At 64.2% G+C, this 23,297-nt stretch carries 7 protein-coding genes; 1 reads left to right on the top strand and 6 read right to left on the bottom strand.

Annotation, left to right across the window (positions count from 1 at the left end; all coding sequences use genetic code 11):
* Positions 1 to 72: 72 nt before the first annotated feature.
* Both AACY31_RS25745 and AACY31_RS25740 read right to left on the bottom strand, forming a co-directional pair.
* Positions 73 to 1,935 carry an ATP-binding protein gene (locus AACY31_RS25745; protein WP_339492707.1) on the bottom strand — a complete coding sequence of 621 codons (1,863 nt, stop codon included), beginning with the start codon at positions 1,933 to 1,935 and terminating at the stop codon, positions 73 to 75.
* Between the two features lie 324 nt (positions 1,936 to 2,259).
* Positions 2,260 to 3,963, bottom strand: a complete 1,704-nt coding sequence (locus tag AACY31_RS25740) for an ABC transporter ATP-binding protein/permease (protein WP_339505303.1) — start codon at positions 3,961 to 3,963, stop codon at positions 2,260 to 2,262.
* Between the two features lie 199 nt (positions 3,964 to 4,162).
* Between AACY31_RS25740 and fhuF the strand changes: the two genes are divergently transcribed.
* Complete coding sequence (gene fhuF / locus AACY31_RS25735) at positions 4,163 to 4,846, top strand: siderophore-iron reductase FhuF (RefSeq protein WP_339483044.1); 684 nt, start codon at positions 4,163 to 4,165, stop codon at positions 4,844 to 4,846.
* A 188-nt stretch (positions 4,847 to 5,034) separates the two neighbouring features.
* Here the strand turns inward: fhuF and AACY31_RS25730 are convergent, their stop codons facing one another.
* The 4 genes from AACY31_RS25730 to AACY31_RS25715 form a co-directional block, all read right to left on the bottom strand.
* Positions 5,035 to 6,681 (bottom strand): cyclic peptide export ABC transporter, encoded by a 1,647-nt coding sequence (locus AACY31_RS25730; RefSeq protein WP_339505301.1) that lies wholly within the window; start codon positions 6,679 to 6,681, stop codon positions 5,035 to 5,037.
* A 1-nt stretch (position 6,682) separates the two neighbouring features.
* Positions 6,683 to 10,519 carry a non-ribosomal peptide synthetase gene (locus AACY31_RS25725; protein WP_339483046.1) on the bottom strand — a complete coding sequence of 1,279 codons (3,837 nt, stop codon included), beginning with the start codon at positions 10,517 to 10,519 and terminating at the stop codon, positions 6,683 to 6,685.
* A complete protein-coding gene (locus tag AACY31_RS25720; protein ID WP_339505299.1) occupies positions 10,516 to 20,721 on the bottom strand; it encodes a non-ribosomal peptide synthetase in 10,206 nt (3,401 codons plus the stop codon). The genes AACY31_RS25725 and AACY31_RS25720 overlap by 4 nt, the downstream gene beginning before the upstream one ends.
* A 93-nt stretch (positions 20,722 to 20,814) precedes the next feature.
* Positions 20,815 to 23,297: condensation domain-containing protein (locus AACY31_RS25715; protein WP_339483048.1), on the bottom strand; the 2,483-nt coding region annotated here is incomplete at its 5' end.

Here is a 23,297-nt window from a genome sequence, read left to right as displayed (position 1 = left end):
GTATGGATCGCCATTCGTCTGTTCCTTGTAACGTTGGCTGAAACTGCGCGCTACCACGCACCGAAGCGTAGTCTAGATCGCCAATTTGAGCGTAAAGGTCGCCCCCGTTCCCGGGCCATCGCTGCGGGCCTCCAGCGAACCACCCATCTCCATGGCCGCCAGGACGCAGCTGTGCAGGCCAAAACCATGGCCATCTTTGCGCGTGGTAAAGCCATGGGCAAAAATTCGCGTCAGGTTCTCGGGCGCGATGCCTTCGCCATTGTCGATGACCTTGATCTCCAGTGTGTCTCCCTGGTGCATCTCACTCTGAAGGATGATTTGATGGGCAAGCTCCGGTCTGTCATCCATCGCCCTGCTGGCGTTTTTTATCAAATTGACCAGGATCAGCAGCACCCGGTGCTTGTCCAGTAGCAACAAGGGCGTTTCGGCAAAGTTTCGCACCACGGTTATCCGGCGCGCCGCGATGATGCCGGCGTTCATGCGCAGGGCATCCTCGATCAGTTCCTTTATCTGCACGGTTTCGGCAATGCTGGAGGTGCCCGCATACGATTGCTGGGCGGCGACGATTTCCTTGATGTGATCAACGCTTTTAGTCAGCAAGCCGAGTTCTTCGGTCATGCTCTGTTGCTCGACTGCAAGCGCGTCCACCAGTTGGTTCAGGTAGCCGGGCAGCAGCTTGCCTTTTTCGTCGTAGGAGATGAAGTCGCCGAGATCCTCGGCATGCTCGTTCATCATTTGCACCGCCTTGCCGAGCCCCAAGGCCTTGCTGGTACGCAGCTTGCGGGTGACCAGGTCGGCGGAGATATTCACGCTGTTGAGCACATTGCCCACGTTGTGCAGGACGTTGGTGGCGATTTCCGCCATGCCGGCCTGACGCGCGGCCGCGGCCAGTTGCGTCTGGGCTTCGGCGGCGCGCAAACGGCTTTGCGCCAGTTGCCAGCTCATCCGGGCGAGCAGGCTCACCAACAACACCAGCACCAGGCTGCCGCCCGCGGCCCGCCAGAGATAGGTACGCGCTTGCAGGTTCACCGCGGCCAGTTGTTCTTCCTCGGACAACCCGACAATCACCGCCAGCGGAAAGTCGTAAAGCTGACGGGCACTGGTGTAGCGCCTCACCCCGTCCCATCCATTGACCGAGAGCACGGCCTCGGTGTTTTCAGCGTCCGGCACTACGGCGCTGTAATCGACCGTGTCGCCGGCCCGTACCGTCTCCCCGGTGCGCCGTACGCGGAAGATGCCGTCGGTGCCAAGGAGTCCGAGCGCACCCTGGTCGCCGAGTTTCGAAGCGTCGTAGCTGCTGACGAAATAGGCAGCATCGACCTCGACCCTGGCGATCCCGGCAAGCCTGCCATCCGCCGCGTCGAGTCGCCGACTGAAGCGCAGACGCCATTCTCCAGTGACTGGGCTTTTCCACGGATGACTGATGGACAGTGAGTCGCTGTGCCGCAGCGTTTGCTGCTCATCCGGGTCAGCGATGTTTTCCCGGTTGTTGACCCGCGTGCTCGCCACGAGCCTGCCGTCCGGGTTGACCACGCTGACGTCAAACACCAAGGCCGGCGGCAACAAGGCCCGCTCCTGGAGCCGACGCAGGGGATTGGGCTCGCCCTCGGCCTCGTAGGTGTATTTGACCAGCTTGAGGGTTTGATCGATTTCGTGAATGGCGCGCAACATTTGCGCTTCGTAGGTGGCGCCCATCTCCAGGCTCGCCGTCGCGGCGCTCTGCTGCGCGCGGACATGTTCAACCTTGATCAGGTACAGGGTAGCGGTCCAGATGGCCAGCAACAGCAGCGCGGCCAGCAGCGGGAACAGAATGTAGGCTTCCTTGGCCTGGTCGAAGCCGAACCGAAACACGCCGGCCTCGGTATTGCCATCCATCTCTGCATGATGGGCAGGGCCAGGGGCCAACCTCAGTGTCTCAGGTCGCTGGATCGGCATGGTGTGCTCCCTGCATTGTTCACTACCGAAGGCTGGTGGGCATCCGACTCGGTTACAGCTCGAGGGGGTGTTGCTCCTATGGCCCGAGCGAAACTCTGGATCTGTCAGGAACTATAGACCACAAACTCTGTATGCCATTATGTGAACAGGGAGGTTGTGTGGCGCAGGGAGGCGCTTGTGCTCGTTGGAGGCTGTAGGCGTTGGGGAAGTGTGCGATCTTGGTTTTGGTCTGGGTCTTGGTCTTTTGCTCTCGACTCAATTGACCTTGGAAAGACCGCAGCCTCGTTGCACTCGACAGCTCCTACGCTCCTCGCTTTTACGCTTTTACACCGCTTGCCTGACCTTGCGATGCACCCACTGCGCCTCGTCTTGCAATTCAAGGACTTGCCAATGGAAGTGCTCGAGGGAGGCGCTGTGCCCGACACTGATCAGGATCGTGTCCGGCAGCGTTTGCTTGAGCAGTTGATAGCAGCGCGCTTCGTTTGCTGCATCCAGCGCCGAGCTGCTCTCGTCGAGAAACAGCACCGCAGGGCGGGCCAGCAGGGCCCTGACGAATGCACAGCGTTGCTGTTCGCCGACGCTGAGGGTCTGCGCCCAGTCCCGTTCCTGCTCCAACTGATCGGTCAGGTGTTGCAGGCCGACTTTCTCCATAATCTGGCGCAGCGCCGCATCTTCTTCGCGGCGGGGCGGTGTGGGGTACCAAAGCGCCTCGCGCAGGCTGCCCAACGGCAGGTAGGGTTTTTGCGAAAGTGTCAGGGCGCGCTCACGGTCATAACAACTTGAGCCGCGAGCGTGCTGCCAAAGCCCGGTAATCGTGCGGATCAGCGTCGATTTGCCGTAGCCGGACGGCGCGCTGATCATCAGGCTATCGCCGGGCTTGAGAGAAAGGTTGAAGCCTTTGAACAACGGCCGCCCGTTCGGCAGCCAGATGTCCAGGTCCTTGATGTCGAGGCCGCTGGCCTGCTGTTCGTGCCGGACCTGGGACTTGACCTCGACGTTATCCAGGCGCTCCTGGAAGCCGACCAGCCGGTCGATCACCGACTTCCATTCCGACAGCTCCGGGAACACGCTCACCAGGTAGGCGATGGCCGCGTGTACTTCGCCGAATGCCGCGCTTATCTGGGTCAGACGGCCGAGGGGAAAGGCGCCGGCAAAGAACTGCGGCGCCATGATGAACATCGGGATGACCGTCGCGCTGCGCAAGTAGAAGGTTGAGTAGCCCATGATCAGCTTCTGTTTCTTCACCAGCGCCCAGAAGTTCTCCAGCGCCGCCTCCAGGCGATGGTTGAAGCGTTCGTTCTCCACGACTTCGCCTCGGTATTGCGCCACCGAATCAGCGTTCTCCCGCAGGCGGATGAGCGAGAAACGAAAGTCCGCCTCACGTCGCTGCTGCATGAAATTGAGGCTGGGCAGGGCGCGTCCTAGCCAGAAGGCCAGGCCGGTGCCCAGCAGTGCATACACCAGGGCGACCCACACCAGCAGCCCCGGAATGACCACCGATTGGTCGTTGAACGGCACGCTGACGAGGCTGGAGGCCTGCCAGAGGATATGCAGGAAGGAAAACAGCGACACCACCGACGTCAATAGGCCCAGGCTCAACTTGAGCGACTTGACGATAAACAGGTCGATGTCTTCGGCGATCCGCTGATCGGGGTTGTCGACGTCGGTCTCGGTCAGCTTCAGCTTCTGGTAGCGCTGGCTGCCCAGCCATTGATCGAGCATGTTGCGGGTCGCCCAGCGCCGCCAGCGGATGGTCAACTTCTGCTGGAAGTGGAATGCGCCTACTGTAAAGGCGGCCGTGCCGATCTGCAGCAGGATGAATTGCAGGCTGCCCACCAGGAAGCCGTGGTAGTCCAGGGCCTGCAAGGCGTTATAGAAATGCAGGTTCCAGAAATTGGTGAGGATATTCACGCCGACCAGACACAAGGTCATCAGCACGGTGGCCAACAGCAGCAACAGGGCCGGGTACTTTTCCTCGGAGGCCCAGAAAGGCCGCGCGAGACGCCAGAAATTGCGAAGTGTGTGCATGTGGTCTTGGTAAGCCTGGTCGCTAACGACGTTGAGTTTGCAGGGGCGGGAGGATAGGATCAGCCAATGCTAATCGTTTGCATTAATTAGGGAAAGCCAAGGGAGCCCTGTTATCGAATTTCCAGAATGGCTTAACCAGGCCTGGCCGCCGATACAGCGGGTTATCCGGCAGGCGCCTGGCGACCAGCCTGCCATTGCGTTGAGCCAGCTTGCCGACCCTGCTGTACTGCAACCCTTGCTGAGTCGGTTTGCCCTGCGTTACCCGGGGGTGAACCGTGCCGCGGTGGTATCGCAGTGGTCGATGAACTACATGAGCATTGTCCTGCCGGCCACCCTGGCCTGTGTGCTGACGCGTCGCTGCGCCATCGAGTTCTGGGGCGAGGATGCGCTGCTGTTGCATGACGACGGTCAACCTGCAGCGCTGGGCCTGGCCACCGGGCTGTCGGCTTTGGGCGCGGATGATCGTGCCAAGTACTGGTCGCGATTGATCCACGAGCACCTGGCGCCGCTGTTCAGCACCTTGGCCGCCGCCGGTGGCCTGGCTCCGAAAATATTGTGGGGCAACTTCGTCGCGATCTGGGACGGCGCGTTCGCCAGGATGGACCCCGACCTGTCCAGGGAGGGCTTCGCCGAGGCGCACCAGTGGCTGGAACAGGTCACGGTGAACAACGGCCGCTTGAAGCTGCGGGGCCTGCAACGCATGGTTGAATCACCGGCGCCGCAGATTTGCCCGTGCTTGCCCCTGCGCCGGCATTGCTGCCTGCATTACCAGTTGCATGAGCCGGTCGAGGGCCAACCGCCCGTGCTCTGTGAATCCTGCCCCAAGCTGCACCGCCTGCCGGTGGCGGAGCAGGTGAGCTATCTGCATTACATCTATGAGTAGGGGGGAGAGAGTCGTTTTCTTTTGGGGTGGGTTGGACTGGATTGGGTACATATCCGTTACCGCAGCAACGGATATACACACCATCCGTCCGGAAAAAAGGTGAGTAGCTTTTTCAAAAAAACGACGCTTTCCATTTCTGAAAGAAGCGCCGTAAGTGAACAGCATTCCCCACAATGTCCAGGTCTTCCTCAAGACATCATTTGCGCCAGGGACTCGGTATCAGCCTGCGGGGCAACTTCGCTAAGCTTGCCATGTTCAATGCGGATCAACCGGTCGGCCAAACCGAAGTAGGCGTCGTCATGGGAGATGACGATCAGCAGTTTGCCGCGCTCGCGCAGGTCCGGCAGGATCCGGGTGTAGAAAAAGTGCTTGAACACCGGGTCCTGGTCGGCGGCCCATTCGTCGAACAAGTAGCAGGGACGGTCATCCAGGTACGCACTGAGCAGCGCCAGGCGCTTGCGTTGCCCGGTGGACAGCGCCAGCGTCGTCAGCTTGCCTTCCTCGATGTTCACCTTGTGGTCCAGTTGCAAGTGCACCAGGTAGTCCTGCGCCTGTTTCACCAGGTACGGATCGTCGCCATCGAACAGGTTTTCGAACAGGCAGAAGTCGGTGAAGATCGCCGAGAAGTGTTGCCGGTAATGGTGGTTGTCATTGCTCGAGGACACTTGCTCGTCGAGCATGATGTCGCCGCTTTCCGGCCGGTACAGTCCGGTCAGCAACAAGGCCAGGGTGGTCTTGCCGCTGCCGTTGCCACCGGTGATGAACACCACTTCGCCGGCATTGAGGGTGAGGTCGATAGGGCCCAGGGTGAAATGACCGTCCTCGCGCTCGCGGTAATAGGTGTGGGTGACCTGGCGGCACACCAGGCTGCGTACCTGGGTCGGCGAGATCGTGTCGAGGGCCTCGTCGGCGGTTTGCATCTGGCCTTCCAGGGCGCGGATCTTGTTCAGGGCCACGCTGGCCCGGCCGAGGGTCGGCAAGGCGTGCATCAGCTCCGACAGCGGCGTGATCATGTAGAGGATCGCCAGGATATAGCCGGTGACCAGGCTTACGCCCAGCTCGATGAAATGCGGCGCGGCGAACAGCACCACGCCAATCAGCAGGTAGAACACCGCATTGCCCCAGTTCAGGACCAGGGCGTAGATGCTCATGCCCCGTACAAAATCGCGGCGATATTGCTGGCTCACCGGTATTAGCAGACGGGTGAAGAAGTGCTGCCGGCGCGGATGGTTGAGTTGCAGTTCCTTGCTGCCATCGGTGAGCAGGCGGTATTGATTGAACAACTGGTCCTTGAGCTCGCGAGCGCGGGAAATCGAGGTCAGTGCCCGCCGTTGCGGCCAGTGAAAGCTCAGGCTGCCCAGGGCGATCAGCAGCAGCGTCAGGCCCAGCAGCGGCATGCTGAGCCAGCCCAGGTAGCCAAGGCACGCGACGATGATCCCGACGTTGACCAGCAGAATCGGCACCAACTCCACCGCTTGGCTGATGGTTTGCGTATCGTCGGTGAGCATCGCCAACAGGCGATGTTTGCCCAGACGCTGCAATTGCGCGTAGGGCGTGTCGATCAGCTTGGCGCTCAGGTGCAGGCGCATGTCGTTGACCGCGGCCTGGCCCAGGCGCAGCAGGCTGATGTCGGAGATTATCCGCGACACGGCGACCAACACCACCAGGCCGGCGAAGAGCAGGCCGTCCACCGGGCGCAGCTTATCGAACACCTCCAGGCTGTGGTTGATGTTGGCGATCAGGCCGGCCGCTGCGAGGCCGCAGGTCAGCCCCGTCAAGGTCGCCACCAGCAGTGCGCGCCATGAGCGTTTAGCCATGAGTAACAACAGATCCATTTCAAACCGCTCCGTGTGTAGCAATGGCCGTGAGGCGCGCCGCCAGTTGTTCATGCAAGGCGCGTTGCTCAAGGATGGTGAGGTGTTGTGCTGCAATGACCTCGCGGGTCAATGGCCCGCTGCTCAGGCGTTCCCAATGTGGGTCGGCGAAGTCAGCCTGGGCCAGGGTGTCGCTGGCCCACCAGACATGCACCGGGCCGTTTAGCCGGGCAGGTTTGAACGTCGCCAGCAGATGCTGCGTATGCTGCTGGTAGTGCAGCCGTGTTTGCAAATGCTCCCAACTGTCGCCATCGAGTTGCAGGCCTTGTTGCCGTGCCCACTGGACCAGTTCCGGCAGGCGTGCTGCAGGGGGCAGGGCCTCCAGTTGCGCCAGCAACGCAGCCATGATCGGCGGCGGCAACTGACGCAACACAATCTGGCTGTCCGGTGTCAGTGCTTGGGAAGCCGATTCCAGCAGTGCTTCGACACTGTTTTCCGACGCCTGATGCTGGTATTGCGAGTCAATGATACCGAGAAACGCCACTTCTTCGCCCTGGCTTTCCAGGCGAGCGGCCGCGGCAATCGCGAGCAGGCCGCCGAGGGAGAAACCCAGCAGGTGATAAGGGCCCTGTGGTTGCTGCTGGCGCAGTTGCTCGACATAAAGCGCGCCGAGGCTCTCGATGTCGCCGCCCAGCGCTGCGCTGTCGTCGCTCAGGTACGCCGCCTGCAAGCCCCACAGATGCCAGCCCGAAAGCGGCGCCAGCAGCGTGCGGTAATCCTGCACGTGGCCGGTGGAGGGGTGGAAGCAGAACAGGTTGGCGGCTTCAACGGTGTTGGGGGCCGACAGCCGAACCAGCGGCGAGAGCTTGAGCTCGGCCTGTACCAGCGCCGCAAACGCCGAGACGCTCGGGGCGTTGAACACCGCATTGACCGTCACCGGTGCCGACAGCGCGGTCTGTAAGCGACTGGCAAGGGTCACTGCTGCCAGGGAGTGCCCGCCCAGCTCGAAGAAGTCATCGTCGATGCCCACCCGCTCCAGGCCCAGCACCTGTGCCCAGACGTCGGCGAGCAGCGCTTCCAGCGGTGTGCGCGGCAAGGCGCTGCCGACCGTGTCGAGGACTTTATCGGCCCATTGCTGCAGGGTCTTGCGGTCGAGCTTGCCGTTGCCCATCAGTGGCAGTGCGTCAACGATCCGCAGGGTGGGAAGCATGTAGTCCGGCAAGCAATCCTGGGCCTGGCCGTGCAGCCTGGCGACGGTGGTCGAATGCCCGGGCGCCAGGGTCATGAAGGCGAACAGTTGTTGGCCGAGCTCGCCGCGGGGGATGCATTCCACTGCAGCCTGGGCGACACCCGGAAGGCCGTTCAGTTGCGCCTGGATCTCGTCGAGTTCCACACGGAAACCACGGATTTTCACCTGACGGTCTGCGCGTCCGGTGATCTCCAGGCTGCCGTCATGGCGATAGCGGGCCAGGTCACCGGTGCGATAGAGGCGTTCGCCAGGCAGTTGCGCCAGTTCGATAAACCGCCCGGCGCTTTGTTGCGGGTCCAGGTAACCGCGGGTCAGTTGCGGGCCGGCGATGTACAGCTCGGCGCTTTGTCCGGGGGCGGCCAGCGCTTGCTGCTCGTCGAGCAGGTACAGGCGCATGCCGTCGAGGCGGTCGCTGAGGGGCAGGCGGCGATAATCCATGGCTGGCTCGGCTTTGTGCATCACCACGCCAACGGTGGTTTCGGTCGGGCCGTAATGGTTGAAGACCGCCAGCGTCGGTGCGAGGCCGCGAATGCTTTGCAACAGGCGCCGCGAACAGCTTTCGCCACCGAGGATCAATTGCTTGCGTGGCAGCACGGCAGCGCTTTGGGCGTGAATCAACCAGGCGTCGAGCAACGATGGCACGATCTTCAGGTGGTCGACCGGGTGTTGCGCCTGCCGGGCAGTCCAGGCCTGGGCGTCCATGGCCGTGTCCTTGTCCAGCAGGTGCAATTCGCCGCCGCTGAGCAGTGCCGGAAACAGCAACGTGTAGCCCAGGTCGGCCGCCAGGGATGTAACCACCGCGCTGCGTTCGCCGGGCGCCAACGCCAGGCGGCGGGACACGCTGGCGACATAACTGGCGAGCTGCCGATGCTCGACGATGACGCCTTTGGGCGTGCCGGTGCTGCCGGAAGTGAACAGCACATAAGCCGCGTCCTGAGCTTGGATCTCGACGTCGATTGCCGGGACGGTTGCTTGCTGCCAGGTCGCTTCATCACGCAGGTCGAGGCTGCCGATGCCGGGCAACGCGGGGGCGCTGCCGGCCGAACCATTCAGGACGAAGACCGGCTGCGCCTGTTGCAGGATGGCCAGGGAGCGCTGTGCCGGTTGATGTACGTCCAGGGGGACGAACGCCGCGCCGCTCTTGAGCACGGCGAGCATGGCCAGGATCATCTGCGACGAGCGATCCAGGTACAAGGCCACGCGGTCTTCGCGACCCACGCCTTGAGCGCGCAGGTAACGCGCCAGTTGGGTGCTGCGGGCCTGCAATTGGGCGTAGCTCAGTTGCCCACTGTGGTCGCGCAGGGCCAAGTGCGCGGGGAACTGCGCGGCACACGCATCGAAGCTCGCCGGTACGCTGGAAAATGGCAACGCCGCGACGTCGACTGGCGCCTGAAGGGCGGCCAGCGTCGCGCTGAAACTCGGCGACTGCAATGACAGCTCGGCCAGAGCCTTGCCGGGATTGGCGAGCGCATCGAGCAGCAGTGATTGGAACTGCTCCAGCAAGACCTGGGCGGCTTGCTCGCTGTAGCGGCTCGGCAGGTGGCAGAGGTTCAGGCGATAGCCGCCAGCGGTGGTTTCGGCCACCAGCAGCAGCTCCATGCCCGCAGGGATGGCCTGTGCGTCCAGCACGGTGAGCGTCGAGGCCAAGCTGCCCAAGGTGTCGAGCCGATCGGGTAACTGCCCACCCCACTGGAAACCGTACTGCGAGGCGTCGGCCGGCAGTGCCGCGCTGACGCCGCAGTATTCCTGCCATTGCGTGGCTTGCTCGCAGAGCTCCTGCAGGTTCGCCAGCGCCTGGGCAAAATGGCTGTCAGCCGCCGGTTGCCAGCGCAGGGGCATGGGCTTGGCGAACAAGCCCCAGCAGTCGGCGAGTTCTTCATAGTCGTCGCGGCAATCGTGGACCCAGTTCAAGGTCAGTGCCGGACTGTCGCCGGTACTCAGGCGCTGCAACAGCACGCCCCAGGCCGCCATCAAGACTTGCTCGGACGATGCGTCGTGACGCTGGCAAAAGCTGTCCAGGGTCGTGCTCAACTGCGGGGCGATACTCAGGCGAGTGGTGACCGAGGTGTCGGGGCGGTCGCTGCGTACCTGACGGTAGAGCAATTCGCTGGCGGCGGGCTCGTCCAGGGCCTGGCTGGCCCAGAAGCGCCGACCCAGCTCGGCGTCTTCATCGGCCTGTAATTCGTAGAGCCAGGCACTGTACTGGGTATAGGTCATGGCCTCGTCATCCACCGATGGCGCATCCGTCGAGCCCAATGCCTGTACCAGGCGCAGCAAGGTCCCGCGATCGGCGCTCAGCGCCGGCAGTTGCAGTGTCACCCGGTGGCGATTGGCGCCGACCGCTTGCACCTCGACGCTGATGGCGTCCGCGGCCATGACGGTGGACTCAACCTTCTGCAACGGCAACAGCAGGCCCGGCTCAGGCTGCACCCGCAGGCGCAGGGCCTCGTGGCAAGCGCTCAGGGCGACGAGCCGTTGGTGCAGACGCTCCAGTGCCAACGGGCCATTTATTTCCAGTTCCAGGCGCGTCGCTGGCAACCCCGCCAACCACTGGCTGCGTTGTTGGGGCGAGAGGGCGAAGGCTTCCTCACGTTTTTCGAAGGCGCTCATGCCTGCACCTCCGTAGCCAGCGCCGGCTGTGCTTCGGGCAGTAGCCCGGTCAATTGTTCGCGACGCATCATCTGGCCCATGGCGACACAGATCTTGCGCTCGCCCTCGAAGGGGTCCCGGGCGTGGGCCACTAACATATTATCCAGCATCACCATGTCACCCTTTTGCCAACTGAAACGTACCGCGCAGTCTTCGTATGCCTCGCCGATCAGCTGCATCACCGCGTCTTCGATCACGCTGCCGTCGCCGTAGTACACGTTGCGGGGCAGGTGCCCGGGGCCGAACAGGCTGATCAGGTTGCTGCGCACTTCCGGATCCAGGCAGGCGGTGTGGTGCAGTTGCACCTGGTTGAAGAACGACAGCTCCAAGGTCTCGGGATGCTCGACGATGGCCGGGCAATGCTGGGCGATCCGCAGGTTGTCGGCCCCCAGCCATTCCCAGCGCATGCCCGACGCCAGGCATTGGCGCTCGACTTGCTCGCGCTGTTCGGTCTTGAAAAAGTCCTGCCAGCGCACATCCAGCTTGTCGGTGAAGTGCCGCACATACAGCAGCCCCAGGGCCTTGAAGCGAGCGACGATGTCCTCGGGCAAGCGCGCCAACACCTGCCGGCAATCGACGATGGGCGTGCAGCCGCCGCGCGGTGCTGGCGTTTCGCAATAGAACCATTGCTTGCGTGGCCACTGCGGCAGATGGGAGCTCTCGTTGTGGAAGAGAATCATGTGCTGTTCCGGGTACGGCGTGGAGTGGTAGATGTTCTTGCCCGAGGTGTTTTTCGGCAGGTCACCGTAGGTCCCGTAGAGGTCGGGTTCGATGGCCTGGGCGAAGTGTTCGAAAGCGCCAGCGTCTGGCAGGTTGAAACCCCGGAACAGCAGGCCACCGTGGGTCAGAAGCTGAGCATTGATCCATTCCCGGGCTTGCAGCGCCCAGTGCACCGGGTCCAGGTCGCCGAGCAGCGGCTCGATCACCAACGGCAAGGCTTGCCCGGCGTTGAGGGTGCGGGTACGGACCTGCTCGTGGGCCACCTGGCTCACGGCGGTTGCACGAGTCTGCTTGAGCTTGCTCAGTTTCGACTGTTTGCGTGCGCTGCGGGCCGAGGCCTCGTCGAGCGACGAATTCGCCTGGGACGGCGCGCTGGCGTTGCCGCCCTCAAGGCGCCACGACCACTGCTCCAGCGCCCGGTCTGCTACCGAGACGATCTGCTCCAGCAGGCTCTCGAAGCCTTGTTCGAGGCGCTGGATGGTCTGCGCCTGCAACACGCTGGTGCGATATACCCAGCGCACGTTGAGGCCTTGTTTTTCGTCCTCTTCGACAAACACGGCGAGGTCGAACTTGCTGCTCTCCTGGGGCGATACCAAGTGTTCCACTTCAAGGTCCGGCAGGCTGGCATTACCGCTGGGGGTGTTCTGCATGACGAACAGCACCTGGACCAGTGGGTTGACCCCCGGCGTACGCGGCGGCTGCAACTCCTCGACCAGTTTGTCGAACGGCACTTGCTGGTGCTGGAACGCCGACAGGCAATCCTCGCGCAAGCGTTGCAGGCGCACGTCAAAGGTTTCGCCGTCGCTCAGGCGGGCACGGATCGGCAACACGTTGACGAAGAAGCCGATGAGATGTTCCAGGGCCGGATGCTCGCGGTTGGCCAGGTCGGTGCCGACGATAAAATCGTTGGCCCCGGTGGCCCGCTGCAACAGGCTGTTGAAGGCATTGAGCAGGACCATGAACAGCGTCGCCCGTTGCTGTTGCGCATAGGCCTTGAGCACCTGCGTCTGGGCCGCGCTGAAGCGTTGCTCCAGCGCCGCACCCTGGTAGTTGGGGCGCGCCGGGCGTGGCTGGTCAAGCGGCAGCGGGATCAGCGTGGGCGCGCCGTCGAGCTGGCGGCGCCAGTAGTCGATGGCCCGTGCCAGCAGGCGTTGTTGCGCTTGGCTGCGTTGCCAGTAGGCATAGTCGGCGAACTGGATCGGCAACACCGGCAGCACCGGTGTCGAGCCGCTGGTGCGGGCCTGGTACCCGACAATCAGCTCCTGCATCAGGATGCCCATGGACCAGGCGTCGGTGGCGATGTGATGCAGTACCAGTTGCAGCACATGATCATCGGTGCCCAGGCGCAGCAGGTTGGCGCGCAGCATCGGTGCCTGTTGCAGATCGAACGGGCGTGCGGCCTGTTCATCGATCAGGCGTTGCAGGGTTTGCGCCTGTTCGTCGCTGTCGAGTTGACTCAGCTCGGTCGGCGTCAAGTCCACCACAGGAGCCGGGCTGATGACCTGGCAAGGCTGGTCGCCGTGGAGGTGGAACGCCGTGCGCAAGGATTCATGGCGTTCGAAGACTGCCTGCAACGCCGCTTGCAGCGCCGCGATGTCCAGCGCGCCACGCAGCCTGACGGTGGTGGTCATGTTGTAGGCGGCGCTGGGGCCTTCGAAGCGATCCAGGAACCATAACCGTTGCTGGCTGTAGGACAGCGGCAACGGCTGGTTGCGCGGCGCCAGGGCCATCTCGCTGTCGCCGTCGGCTTCGCTCTGGGCATCGCGTTGCTGATCGACCGCTTCGGCCAATTGTTCGAGGGTGCCACGCTCGAACAGCGTGCGCAGTGGCAGGTTCACGTTTAACCGTCGACGAATCCGCGACAACACCTGGGTGGCCAGCAGCGAGTGACCGCCGATGGCGAAGAAGTCGTCATGCACACCGACGTCGTCCAGGCCGAGGATTTCCTGCCAGAGTTCGGCGAGTACTTTCTCGGTTGGCGTACGCGGTGCGATGCATTGCGCCTGCGCTGTCTCGTCCTGGGGTACACCCTGGGCGGCGAGGGCACGACGGTCGACCTTGCCATTGGCGCTCAGCGGCAATTGCGCAAGGGCCAGCCAACGGGCCGGCACCATGTAGCTGGCCAGTTGCTGACCCAGGTAAGCGCCCAACACCTGTTGCGCGGGCTCGCCGCCCAGGTTGGCCGCGTCGTCGAGCACATACCAGGCCACCAGTTGCAACGCACCGCGGGCGTCGGGCAGCGCCAGCACCGCCGCGCTGTCCACCGCAGGGTGGTGCATCAGGCGGTTTTCGATCTCGCCCAATTCGATGCGGTGGCCACGAATTTTCACTTGCTGGTCGCGACGGCCGAGGTATTCGATCACGCCGTCGGCGCGCATCCGGCCGATGTCACCGCTGCGATACAGACGCGCATCGGCCTGGAACGGGTGCGGGACAAAGGCTTCGCGGGTGCGTTGCGGGTCGCGCAGGTAGCCGCGACCTACGCCGACACCGCCAATGCACAACTCGCCGGGTACGCCGATGGGGACCATGCGCAGCGCCGAGTCGAGGACGAACAGCTGGTTATTGGCGGTTGGCTTGCCGATGGGCATGTGCAGGCAGTCGTCGGCCGGGGCTTGGGTGATGGGGTAGAAGGCGACGTCGTCCGAGCATTCGGCGGGTCCGTAGGCGTTCATCAAGGGGGTGGCCGGGAAGCGTGTGAACCAGTCCCGTGCCAGGGCCGGTGGCAATGCTTCGCCGGTGGGCAGGAGCCAGCGCAGGCTCGCCAGGCTGTGGTGCGCCTGGCTTTCCTGGAGCATGCCGCGAATCAGCGCCGGCACGGTTTCCAGCAGTGTCAGTTGCTGTTCTTGAACCGCATCGAGCAAGGCCACCGGGTCGTGGGCCTGGGCGTCGGGAAGAATGTGCACGGTGGCGCCGAACAGCGGTGCGGCGAGGAACTGCCACACGCTGATATCGAACGCCGCCGAAGCCGTCTGGGCAATACGGTCGTGCTCACCCAGGCCCAGGCTCGGGACTTTGCCGAACATGTTGTTGAGCATCCCGCGTTGTTCGACCATCACGCCTTTGGGTGTGCCGGTGGAACCGGAGGTGAAGATCACGTAGGCCAGTTGATCCGGGTTGTGCGCATAGCTGACCGGCGGCTGTTCGCGGCCTTGCCAGAGTGCCTGGGCGATCAGGCAGGTGGGTTGCTGGCGCATCTGCGGCAGGGCGTTGTCCAGTGCTGAGGTCGCGTGCTCGCACACCAGCAACAGCGGCGCTTCGCCCAGGTCCAGCAGCTCCGCCAGGCGTGCGTGAGGCTGTTGGATATCCAACGCCTGGAACGCGGCGCCGACCTTGAGCGTGGCGATCATCATCGTCAGCAAGGCCAGGCCCCGCTCAGCAAACAGCGCCACGAGGGTTTCCGGGCCGGCACCGGCAGCTTGCAGCGCATGGGCGATGCTGTTGGCGCGGCGATCCAGTTCGGCGTAGGTCAGCGATTGTCCCTGGCATACGGCGGCCAGATGCTGCGGGCGGCTGCGCACTTGTTCGGCGAACAACGACGCATAGCCGCGCTCCAGTGGGAACTCGGCGCCGCTGTGGTTGCAGTCGATCTGCAATTGCCGGCGTTCCGCCTCGGGCAGCATGTGCAGGCTGCCCAGGGGTGCCTGCGGTGTCTCCAGCATGCCCGAAAGCAGCTGCACCAGATGCCCGAGCATGCGCTGCACGGTGTCAGTGCTCAAACGCATGCTGTCGTAGGACAGACGAATGCCCAGGCGGTCGCCGGGGTACAACACCACCGTCATCGGGAAGTTGGTGTGGACCCGGTCTTCGTAGATGTCGATGCTGAAGGCATCCAGTTGCACGCTGTTGATGTCCAGTGGCGCGTTCTCGAACACCACCAGGCTGTCGAACAGCTGCTGGCCGCGCGGCACTTGGCTGCAACGCTGAATGTCCACCAGCGACGCGCTTTCGTGTTCGCGCAATTGCGCGTTGTGGGACAGCAGCGCTTGCAGCCAGTCGGCCACTGGGGCTTCTGGGTCGACATCGATGCGCAGTGGCAAGCTGTTGATGAACAGCCCGACCATTTCTTCTACACCGGCGAGGTCAGTCGGGCGGCCGGCGACGGTCACGCCGAACAGCACGTCTCGGTTGCCGCTGTAGCGCGACAGCAATAGCGCCCAGGCGCCCTGGATCCAGGTGTTGGGGGTCAGTTGGTATTGCTGGCACAGCTGCTGCAGACGTTGGGTCTGGGCGATGCTCAGGGTCTGGTCGAAGTCGCCGACCTGTTCCGGTGCCTGTTCCGGGCCGGCCACGGGGCTGTCCACATGCAGTGGCGTCGGCTCGCTGAAACCGGCCATTTCGACCTGCCAGAACGCGTGTGCGGCGGCCATGTCATGGCGTTCCAGCCAGTTCATGTAGGCGCGGAACGAGCGCAAGCGCGGACGGGCCACCGGCTCCTGGCGCACGATGGCCTGGTAGATCGCCAGCAGGTCTTCCATGAGCAGGCCGAAGCACCAGGCGTCGGTCAGGATGTGGTGGAAGCTGCGCACCACGGCGAAGCGTCGCTCGTCGAGCTGGAACACCCGCAGGTGCGTCAGTGGCGCACCGGCCATGTCGAAACCTTGCAGGCGTTGCGCTTCGAGGGCCTGGTCCATGGCCAGGCGCTGCTGTTCTTCGTCGAGGTGGCGCAGGTCCTGCCAGTCGAATGCCCGGTGGGTTTGGCGGTACACGCATTGCAACGGTTCATGGTCGTCCTGCCACCAGAAGGCGGTCCGCATCATCGGATGGCGCTCGAGGAACAGCTGCCATGCGGCTTCCATCGCCGGGCGTTGCAATACCCCGTCCCAGCTGTAGCGTTGTTGCATCAGGTAGATGCCGCTGTGGGGCTGCAACAAGGTGTGCAGGAGCATGCCCTGTTGCATCGACGACAGCGGATAGACGTCTTCTATGTTCAGCCAGTCCAGCGGCTCGGCCGCCAGGGTCGCCGCTTGCTTGTGGCACAGCGCGAATGCTTGGCTGGCGGGGCGCAGGTCCGGTGTGGCGGTCAGTCCGGCGAGTTCGCTCAAGCGTTGTGCTAGGCGCGGTGCCCAGTCGGCGGCGAGGCTGCCCTGGCTGCGCAGGTGCAGGCAATCATCCTGCCACCAGGCGTCCAGGGTCAGAGGGCAAGACGAAGCTGCCGACGGGCTTGCGGCTTCGACCTGGGCCAGAATGCCGCGCGCTTCGCGATGGCTGTCGAGGTTGCCCAGCCAGCGAATGGCGACCGAGGCTGCCGGCAGGTCGCGCAGCGGTTCTTGCAGGTAGGTATTGTCCGACAGGTAGCGCAAGGCGCCATAGTCGACGCCGTGTTGCGGGTAGGCACGCATCTGCGCGGCCAGTGCCTGCAAGCGTTGCAGCAGGCTGTCGCCTTCGGGCTGGAGGAAATACGGCACCGCCAGTGCCAACGGCCCCACGATGCGTGCCGGGTCGAGGTCGGCCACGGCAATGGGTGCCGCGACCGGCAAGCGCTCGACACTCGGTCGGGCGCCGTGCACGCTCAGCGCGATCAGGCCGTTGCCGCACAGTTCACGGCACTGTTCGGCCACGGCAGCGGCCAACAGGCTGTTCCAGTCCAGTTGCAGCACTTCGCCCAGGCGCTTGAGTTCACCTGAGGTGGCCGCCGTCAGGGGCTGTTCGATCACGCTGGCCGGCTGCTGGTTGCCAGGCAGTTGCAGCGGTTCCAGGCCTGCGTATTGCAGCCAATGTTCCCAGGCGTCGTCCAGGGCATCACCCTGTGCGTGATCCTGTTGGTGCCGCGTCCACTGGGTGAAGTCGCCGCCGGTGTAGGACAGGCGCACCGGTCGCTGATAGCGCAGTTGCGCCAAGGCCAGGTTGAGGTCGGTCAGCAGCAGCGACCAGGAGGCTTCGTCCAGGCACAGTGGATGAGTGGCCAGCAGCAGCGAATGTTTGCCGTTTACCTCCAGCAAGCTGGCGTGCAGGGTTTGGCCGACGTCCAAGTCCAGCGCATCGACACCGGCCTGGGCCAGGGCTTGCAGTTGCGCCGGGGCGCAGGCTTCAAGTGTCTCGGTGGTGATGACTGGGGCCTTGGCCGCGACCAGCACCCGTTGCTGCCACTCGCCCTCCGGCAGGGCCTTGAGCGCCAGGCGCAAGGCCTGGTGGTGTTGCTGCAAAGCGGCGATGGCCTGGCTCAGCAGCTCGCTATCGATTGCCTGGGTCAGCGCCACGCAACGCCATGTCGCGTGCAATGGCCCTTGTTGCAAGCGGGCCAGCTGCCCGGCGGCCAGCGGCAGTTCATAGCCATCGGCAATGTCTTGTGCCTCGCCCTGGCTGGCATCGGCGCCCAGCACCCGGGCGATATCGGCAATGGTGCGATTTTCGAAGAGCTGGCGGGGCGTGAGTTTCAGTCCTTGTTGGTTGGCGCGGGCGATGATCTGCAAGTTGATGATCGAGTCGCCGCCCAAGGCGAAGAAGTTGTCATGCACGCCGACACGTTCAAGCTTCAGGACGTCTTGCCAGATGGCGGCCAGTTGCGCTTCGACTTCATTGCGTGGGGCAACGTGGGTGGCGCTGTCGTCCGTGGGTTTTTGCGGGAGCGCCAAGCGCTGGACATCGACCTTGCCGTTACGGGTCAGGGGCAGTTCGTCGAGGGTGATGAAGTGCGCCGGCACCATGTAGTCCGGCACGCGCGCCGCGAGGTCGTTACGCAGTTTCGTGGCGGACAGCGACTGGCTGGCGACCAGGTAGGCCACCAGGCGCAGGCTGCCGTCCAGTTCCACGGCGCGGACCAGCGCCTGTTCGATCAGCGGCGACAGGCGCTTGAGCTGCACCTCGACTTCGCCCAGCTCCAGGCGATTACCACGGATCTTGACCTGGCTGTCGACCCGACCAAGGAATGCCAATTGGCCGTCCACTTGCCAACGTACGCGGTCGCCGGTGCGGTACCAGCGTTGCTGATCCGCGTCGAGGTGGAAGCGTTCGGCGGTCAGGTCCGGGCGGTGCAGGTAACCCCGGGCCAGGGCGCCGTTGATCAGCAGCTCACCGGACACCCCGGTGGGCACCAGGCGACCGTTGGCATCAACTACTTGCAGTTGACGGTTCGGCAGCGGCCGGCCGAGGGCAATGCTGCGCAGGCCAGCAGGCAACTCGGTGGCAATCGCCCCGACCGTCGCTTCGCTCGGCCCATAGTGGTTGAACACCCGGAGCCCTGGCGCCAGGCGGTTGACTTGGTCCAGCAGCGCCGGGCTGAGGGCGTCACCACCGAAGACCAGCAGGGCGCGGGGCAACAGGCGGGCATCGGGAAGCGCCTGCAACAGGCCGACCAGGTGGCTTGGGGTGATCTTCAGCACATCCACCGGGTGTTGCTCGAAGAGTTCGGCCAGCGCCAGGGGGCTGAAACCGCTGTCTTCATCCACCAGCAACAGGCTGGCGCCGCTGCACAGGGCGCCGAACAGTTGAGTGTGGCCGAGGTCGGCGGCGATGCTCGACAGCAAACCGTAACGGGCCGCCAGCGGTGGGTTGAGTACGGCGTGCACCGCCGTCAGGTAATCGACGATGGACTGGTGCTCGACCACCACACCCTTGGGGGTGCCAGTGGAACCCGAGGTGTAGATCACGTAGGCGGCGTCGGTCGGGTTGTGGGCCACGGTCGGTGGCGTGTCTGGCTGGGAGGCGATGGCGTCGGCTTGTTCCGTCAGCCACAGCGTCGGCGTGTGCTCGGCCAAGCCCTTGAGCAGGGGCGAGGCAGCCGCGCCGATCAGCAGCGCGGCGCGGCTGTCAACCAGCACATCGGCCAGGCGCCCGGCGGGCTGCTTGAGGTCCAGCGGCAGATAGGCGGCGCCGGCCTTGAGGGTGGCCAGCAGGGCAATCACGAATTCGGCGCTGCGTTCCAGGGCCAGTGCCACGACGCTGTCGTGGCCAATGCCCTGGGCGCGCAAGTACTGGCTGAGGCGGTTGGCCTGCTGGTCCAGTTCGCGGTAGGTCAGGGCGACCTGACGGTCGCGGACCGCCAGGTGTTCTGGGTGAGCGGCCACCTGTTGTTCGAAGCGCTGGTGCAAACACTCAGGGGGCACCGGCAGTTGCACGCCGCGACCTTGCACGAGCACTTGCTGGCGTTCTTCAGGGCTCAGCCATTCAAGCGCGCTGACCCGGCACTGCGCTTGCGCCGTCATCGCCAACAGGATAGCGCGCAATTGTGCCGACAACACCGCGACCTCGGCATCGCTGAAGCGACTGCGGTCGTAGCTGATCAGATAGTGCAGTTGTTTGTCCGGCACCACGATCAGCGACAGCGGGAAGTGGTTGCGGCCTTGGGTCAGGGTGATGCCGTCGACCTGCTGGTCACTGCTCGGGGCACTGAAGCTCAAGCCGCCAGTGTCCTGATTGAGCGCGTCGGTGACGGGGAAGTTCTCGAACACCAGGATCGAGTCGAACAGCGCTTGTTCGGCGGCGATGCGCGTCATCGACTTGAGCTTGCCCAGCGGCAGGTAGGCGTGGTGACGCAGATCGCTGTTGGCTTGCTGCAAGTGTTGCAGCCAGGTCACCAGCGTCGGTTCGTCAGCCCATTGCACGCGCAACGGCAATGTATTGATGAACAGCCCGACGGTGCTGTCCACCGCCGCCAGGTTCTCCGGACGCCCGGCGACGGTGACGCCATAGACCACGTCGTCACGCCCGGCGTGTTGGCCCAGCAGCAGCGCCCAGGCGCCCTGGATCAGCGTATTGATGGTCAGGTCGTTCTGGCGGGCGAAGTGGGCCAGTTGCTTGGTTTCGCTGGCCGCCAGCAGACTTTCCCGCTCGGCGAACGGCGCTCCTGTCGGTGCTGCCTGGCGTTCGGCGAAGGTGGGCAGCGGGGTCGGCTCGCTGACGTCCTGCAACTGCTCGCGCCAGAACCCTTCGGTGGCGGCCATGTCCTGTTCCGCCAGCCAGGCAATGTAGTCCCGATAAGGGCGGGTCGGCGCCAGGTCGGCGGGGCGGCCATGGGCTTGTTCGTAGTACAGCGCCAGCCACTCCTGGACGGCAATGCCGACGCTCCAGCCGTCCATGAGGATGTGATGGAAGGTCCAGATCAGGTGCCAGCGCTCGGGGGCCAGGCGCACCAGGCACACGCGCATCAGCGGCGAGTCATTGAGCTCCAGGGGTTGCGCCCGCTGCTCCAATGCCAACTGTCCCAGCGCGGCCTGTGGCTCGGGGCGGTCTTGCCAGTCCAGTTCGGTCAGGGGCAGCGCCACTTCTTGTTGCACCACTTGATAGGCATCGTCCAGTTCTTCCCAGAGAAACGCACTGCGCAGCACCGCGTGGCGCTGCATCAGCGCCTGCCAGGCACCGCGAAACGCGCTCAGTTGCAGCGGGCCGTTCATGTCCAGGCTCAATTGCTGGTAATAAACCCGCGAATCCGGTTCATAGACGCTGTGGAACAACAGGCCGTGCTGGGTCGGCGAAAGGGAGTAGATGTCTTCGATGTTGTTCATGCTTGCTTGGTCCATTTCAAAGTCTTGAAAACTCAAGTGAGTCGATCCAGGCGCCGCGCCGGTCTGAGGCCTGCGCGGGCGCCGCGTCGCTCGCTAGCTTTGGGAATTGGGTTTGGTCTTGAGCTTGCCCAGCAGTTTGTCCAGGGACTTCTGGTTCAGCGCTTTGGCCAGCGGGAAGTCCGCGGGCATCAGCGAACCGGCCTGCGGGTCGAGGCAGTGTTCGACCAGCGCCTGCAAACGTTCCAGCAGGCGAGCGGGCAAACGGCTGTCGGCGTTCGGCGTGACGCTGTGCCATTCAATGCGCAACACACCGTCCTCCAGCCAGGCCACCACTTCACGGGCGTGGGTCACTCGGTTCACCGGGGCCACGTCCGGCGGCGGGGTCAGGCTGCTGGCGCGCAACCAGCCCTCTGGCGTTTGCTCATGCCCTAGGTAGTTGAACAGCACATCACCGTGGCTGGCCGGCAACTCGCCGCGCTGGCGCAGCAAGCCGTAGCCGAGGCCCTGGCCAGGTACGTCACGCAAGGCTTGCTTGGTGTTGCGCACCTGATCGCCAGGGGCTCCGCTGGCATTCACCCGCAGCGGGTAGAGGGTGGTGAACCAGCCGACGGTGCGGCCGGCGTCCAGCCCGGCAAACGGTGCGTCACGTCCGTGGCGCTCCAGGTCCACCACGATGTCGCTGCGCTGTTCGGCCTCGGCCAGGGTCGCGGCGAGGGCGGCGATCAGCAGTTCTTCCGGTTGCGTGCGATAAGCCGTCTGGGACTCGGTCAGCCATTGGTGCGTGCGGCTGGCGTCCCAGCGGGCCGATAGGGTCTGGCGCTCGGCGACCGTGGCCATGGGTGGCTGGTTTGCGCCGACCTGGGCACTCCAGTAGCGATGCTCGGCAGCGACCTTGGCGGCATGGGCTTGCAGGTGCTCGGCCCATTGACGATAGGCGGTGGTTTTCGCTGGCAACGTCAGGTTTTCGCCACGCTCCAGTGCCGGGTACAGGTGTTGGAAGTCTTCCAGCAGCGGCGTCCAGGACACCGCATCGACCACCAGGTGATGGGCCACCAGGTACAGGCGCTGCGGCGTGCCCTCCAGCAGAGCCGCGGCAAACAGCGGGCCGTCTTGCAGGTCCAGGCTTTGCGCGACGTGGAGCAATTGGTCCGGGTGCTCGCAGCGGGTCAGTTGGGCCGGAGCCACTGGCGCGATGTGCGCCTGCCATTGGCCGTCGACGTCGGTGAAACGCAAGCGCAGGGCGTCGTGGTGGGCCACCAGCCGATCCAGCGTGGCTTGCACGATGGCCGGCTCCAGGCGACGGTCGCTGTCGGCCAGCACCGATTGGTTCCAGTGCGCGACCTGGACCTGCTGCTGGTCGAAGAACCACTGGTGCAACGGCATCAGCGGCATCGGCCCGGTCACGTCACCTTGTTCGGCCTGGGTCAGCAGCGCGGTGGTCACATGGGCCAGGGCCGCCGGGGTCGGCGAACGGAACAAGTCCCGTGGGGTGAGCGAATAGCCCTGTTCACGCAAGCGCGAGATCAGTTTCAGGCCGAGGATCGAGTCACCGCCCAAGGCGAAGAAACTGTCCGAAGTGCCGACTTCACGGTCGCCGGTCAAGGTCTCGCCGAGCAGCTCGCCGAACAACTGGCAAAGCAGGCGTTCCAGGTCGTTGCGCGGTGCCGCGTAGTCCTTCTGGGGGTTCGGCAGGGGCAGGGCGGCGAGGGCCTTGCGGTCGATCTTGCCGTTGGTGCTCAGGGGCAGGGCCGGGATCTGCACCCACACGGCCGGCACCATGTAGGCCGGCAGCTCGGCCGCGAGCTGGGTGTCGAGGTCCGGTTGCGCGGTGCTACTGCTGTAGAACGCCACCAGGCGGTTGTCGATGACCAGGGTGCAGGCACCGGTGATGGCTGGCAGGTTCAGCAGGGCAGAGTCGATTTCCCCTAGTTCGATGCGTTGACCGCGCAGCTTCACCTGATGGTCGAGACGCCCCAGGTATTCGATGTTGCCATCGGCCAGGAAGCGGCAACGGTCGCCGGTGCGGTACAGGCGATCACCGGCCACGAACGGGCTGGCGAGGAAGCGTTGCTCGGTCAGGTCCGGGCGTTTCAGGTAACCCCGGGCGACACCGACGCCGCCGATGTACAGCTCGCCGATGCTGCCAATCGGCAGCGGTTGCAGGGCCTCGTCGAGGATGTACAAGCGCAGGTTGGCGATGGGTTTGCCGATCGGCACGATCACATCGTCCGCCGAGCAACGCCAGACCGAGACGTCGATGGCCGCTTCGGTCGGGCCATACAGGTTGACCAGCGCCGCCGGATGTCGGCCCATGAAGCGTCGCACCAGGTCCACCGGCAGGGCTTCGCCACTGGCGAACACCTGGCGCAGGCTGTGGCAGTTGACCAGGCTCGGTTCTTCGACAAAGGCACGCAGCATCGACGGTACGAAGTGCAACGTCGTGACCTGTTCCTGCTGGATCAACTGGCTGAGGTAGGCCGGGTCGCGATGACCGTCGGGACGGGCGACCACCAGGGTCGCGCCGGTGATCAGCGGCCAGAAGAACTCCCACACCGACACGTCGAAGCTGTACGGGG

The organism is Pseudomonas sp. RL_105y_Pfl2_101 (assembly GCF_963970585.1).
GTDB lineage: Bacteria > Pseudomonadota > Gammaproteobacteria > Pseudomonadales > Pseudomonadaceae > Aquipseudomonas.
The sequence above is the reverse complement of the archived record's forward strand: the minus strand, read 5'-3'. Positions and strand labels throughout refer to the sequence as shown.

Coding starts and splice junctions, on each gene's coding strand:
- AACY31_RS25745 (WP_339492707.1), bottom strand. CDS start 1,935: ATGCCGATCCAGCGACCTGAGACACTGAGGTTGGCCCCTGGCCCTGCC.
- AACY31_RS25740 (WP_339505303.1), bottom strand. CDS start 3,963: ATGCACACACTTCGCAATTTCTGGCGTCTCGCGCGGCCTTTCTGGGCC.
- AACY31_RS25730 (WP_339505301.1), bottom strand. CDS start 6,681: ATGGATCTGTTGTTACTCATGGCTAAACGCTCATGGCGCGCACTGCTG.
- AACY31_RS25725 (WP_339483046.1), bottom strand. CDS start 10,519: ATGAGCGCCTTCGAAAAACGTGAGGAAGCCTTCGCCCTCTCGCCCCAA.
- AACY31_RS25720 (WP_339505299.1), bottom strand. CDS start 20,721: ATGAACAACATCGAAGACATCTACTCCCTTTCGCCGACCCAGCACGGC.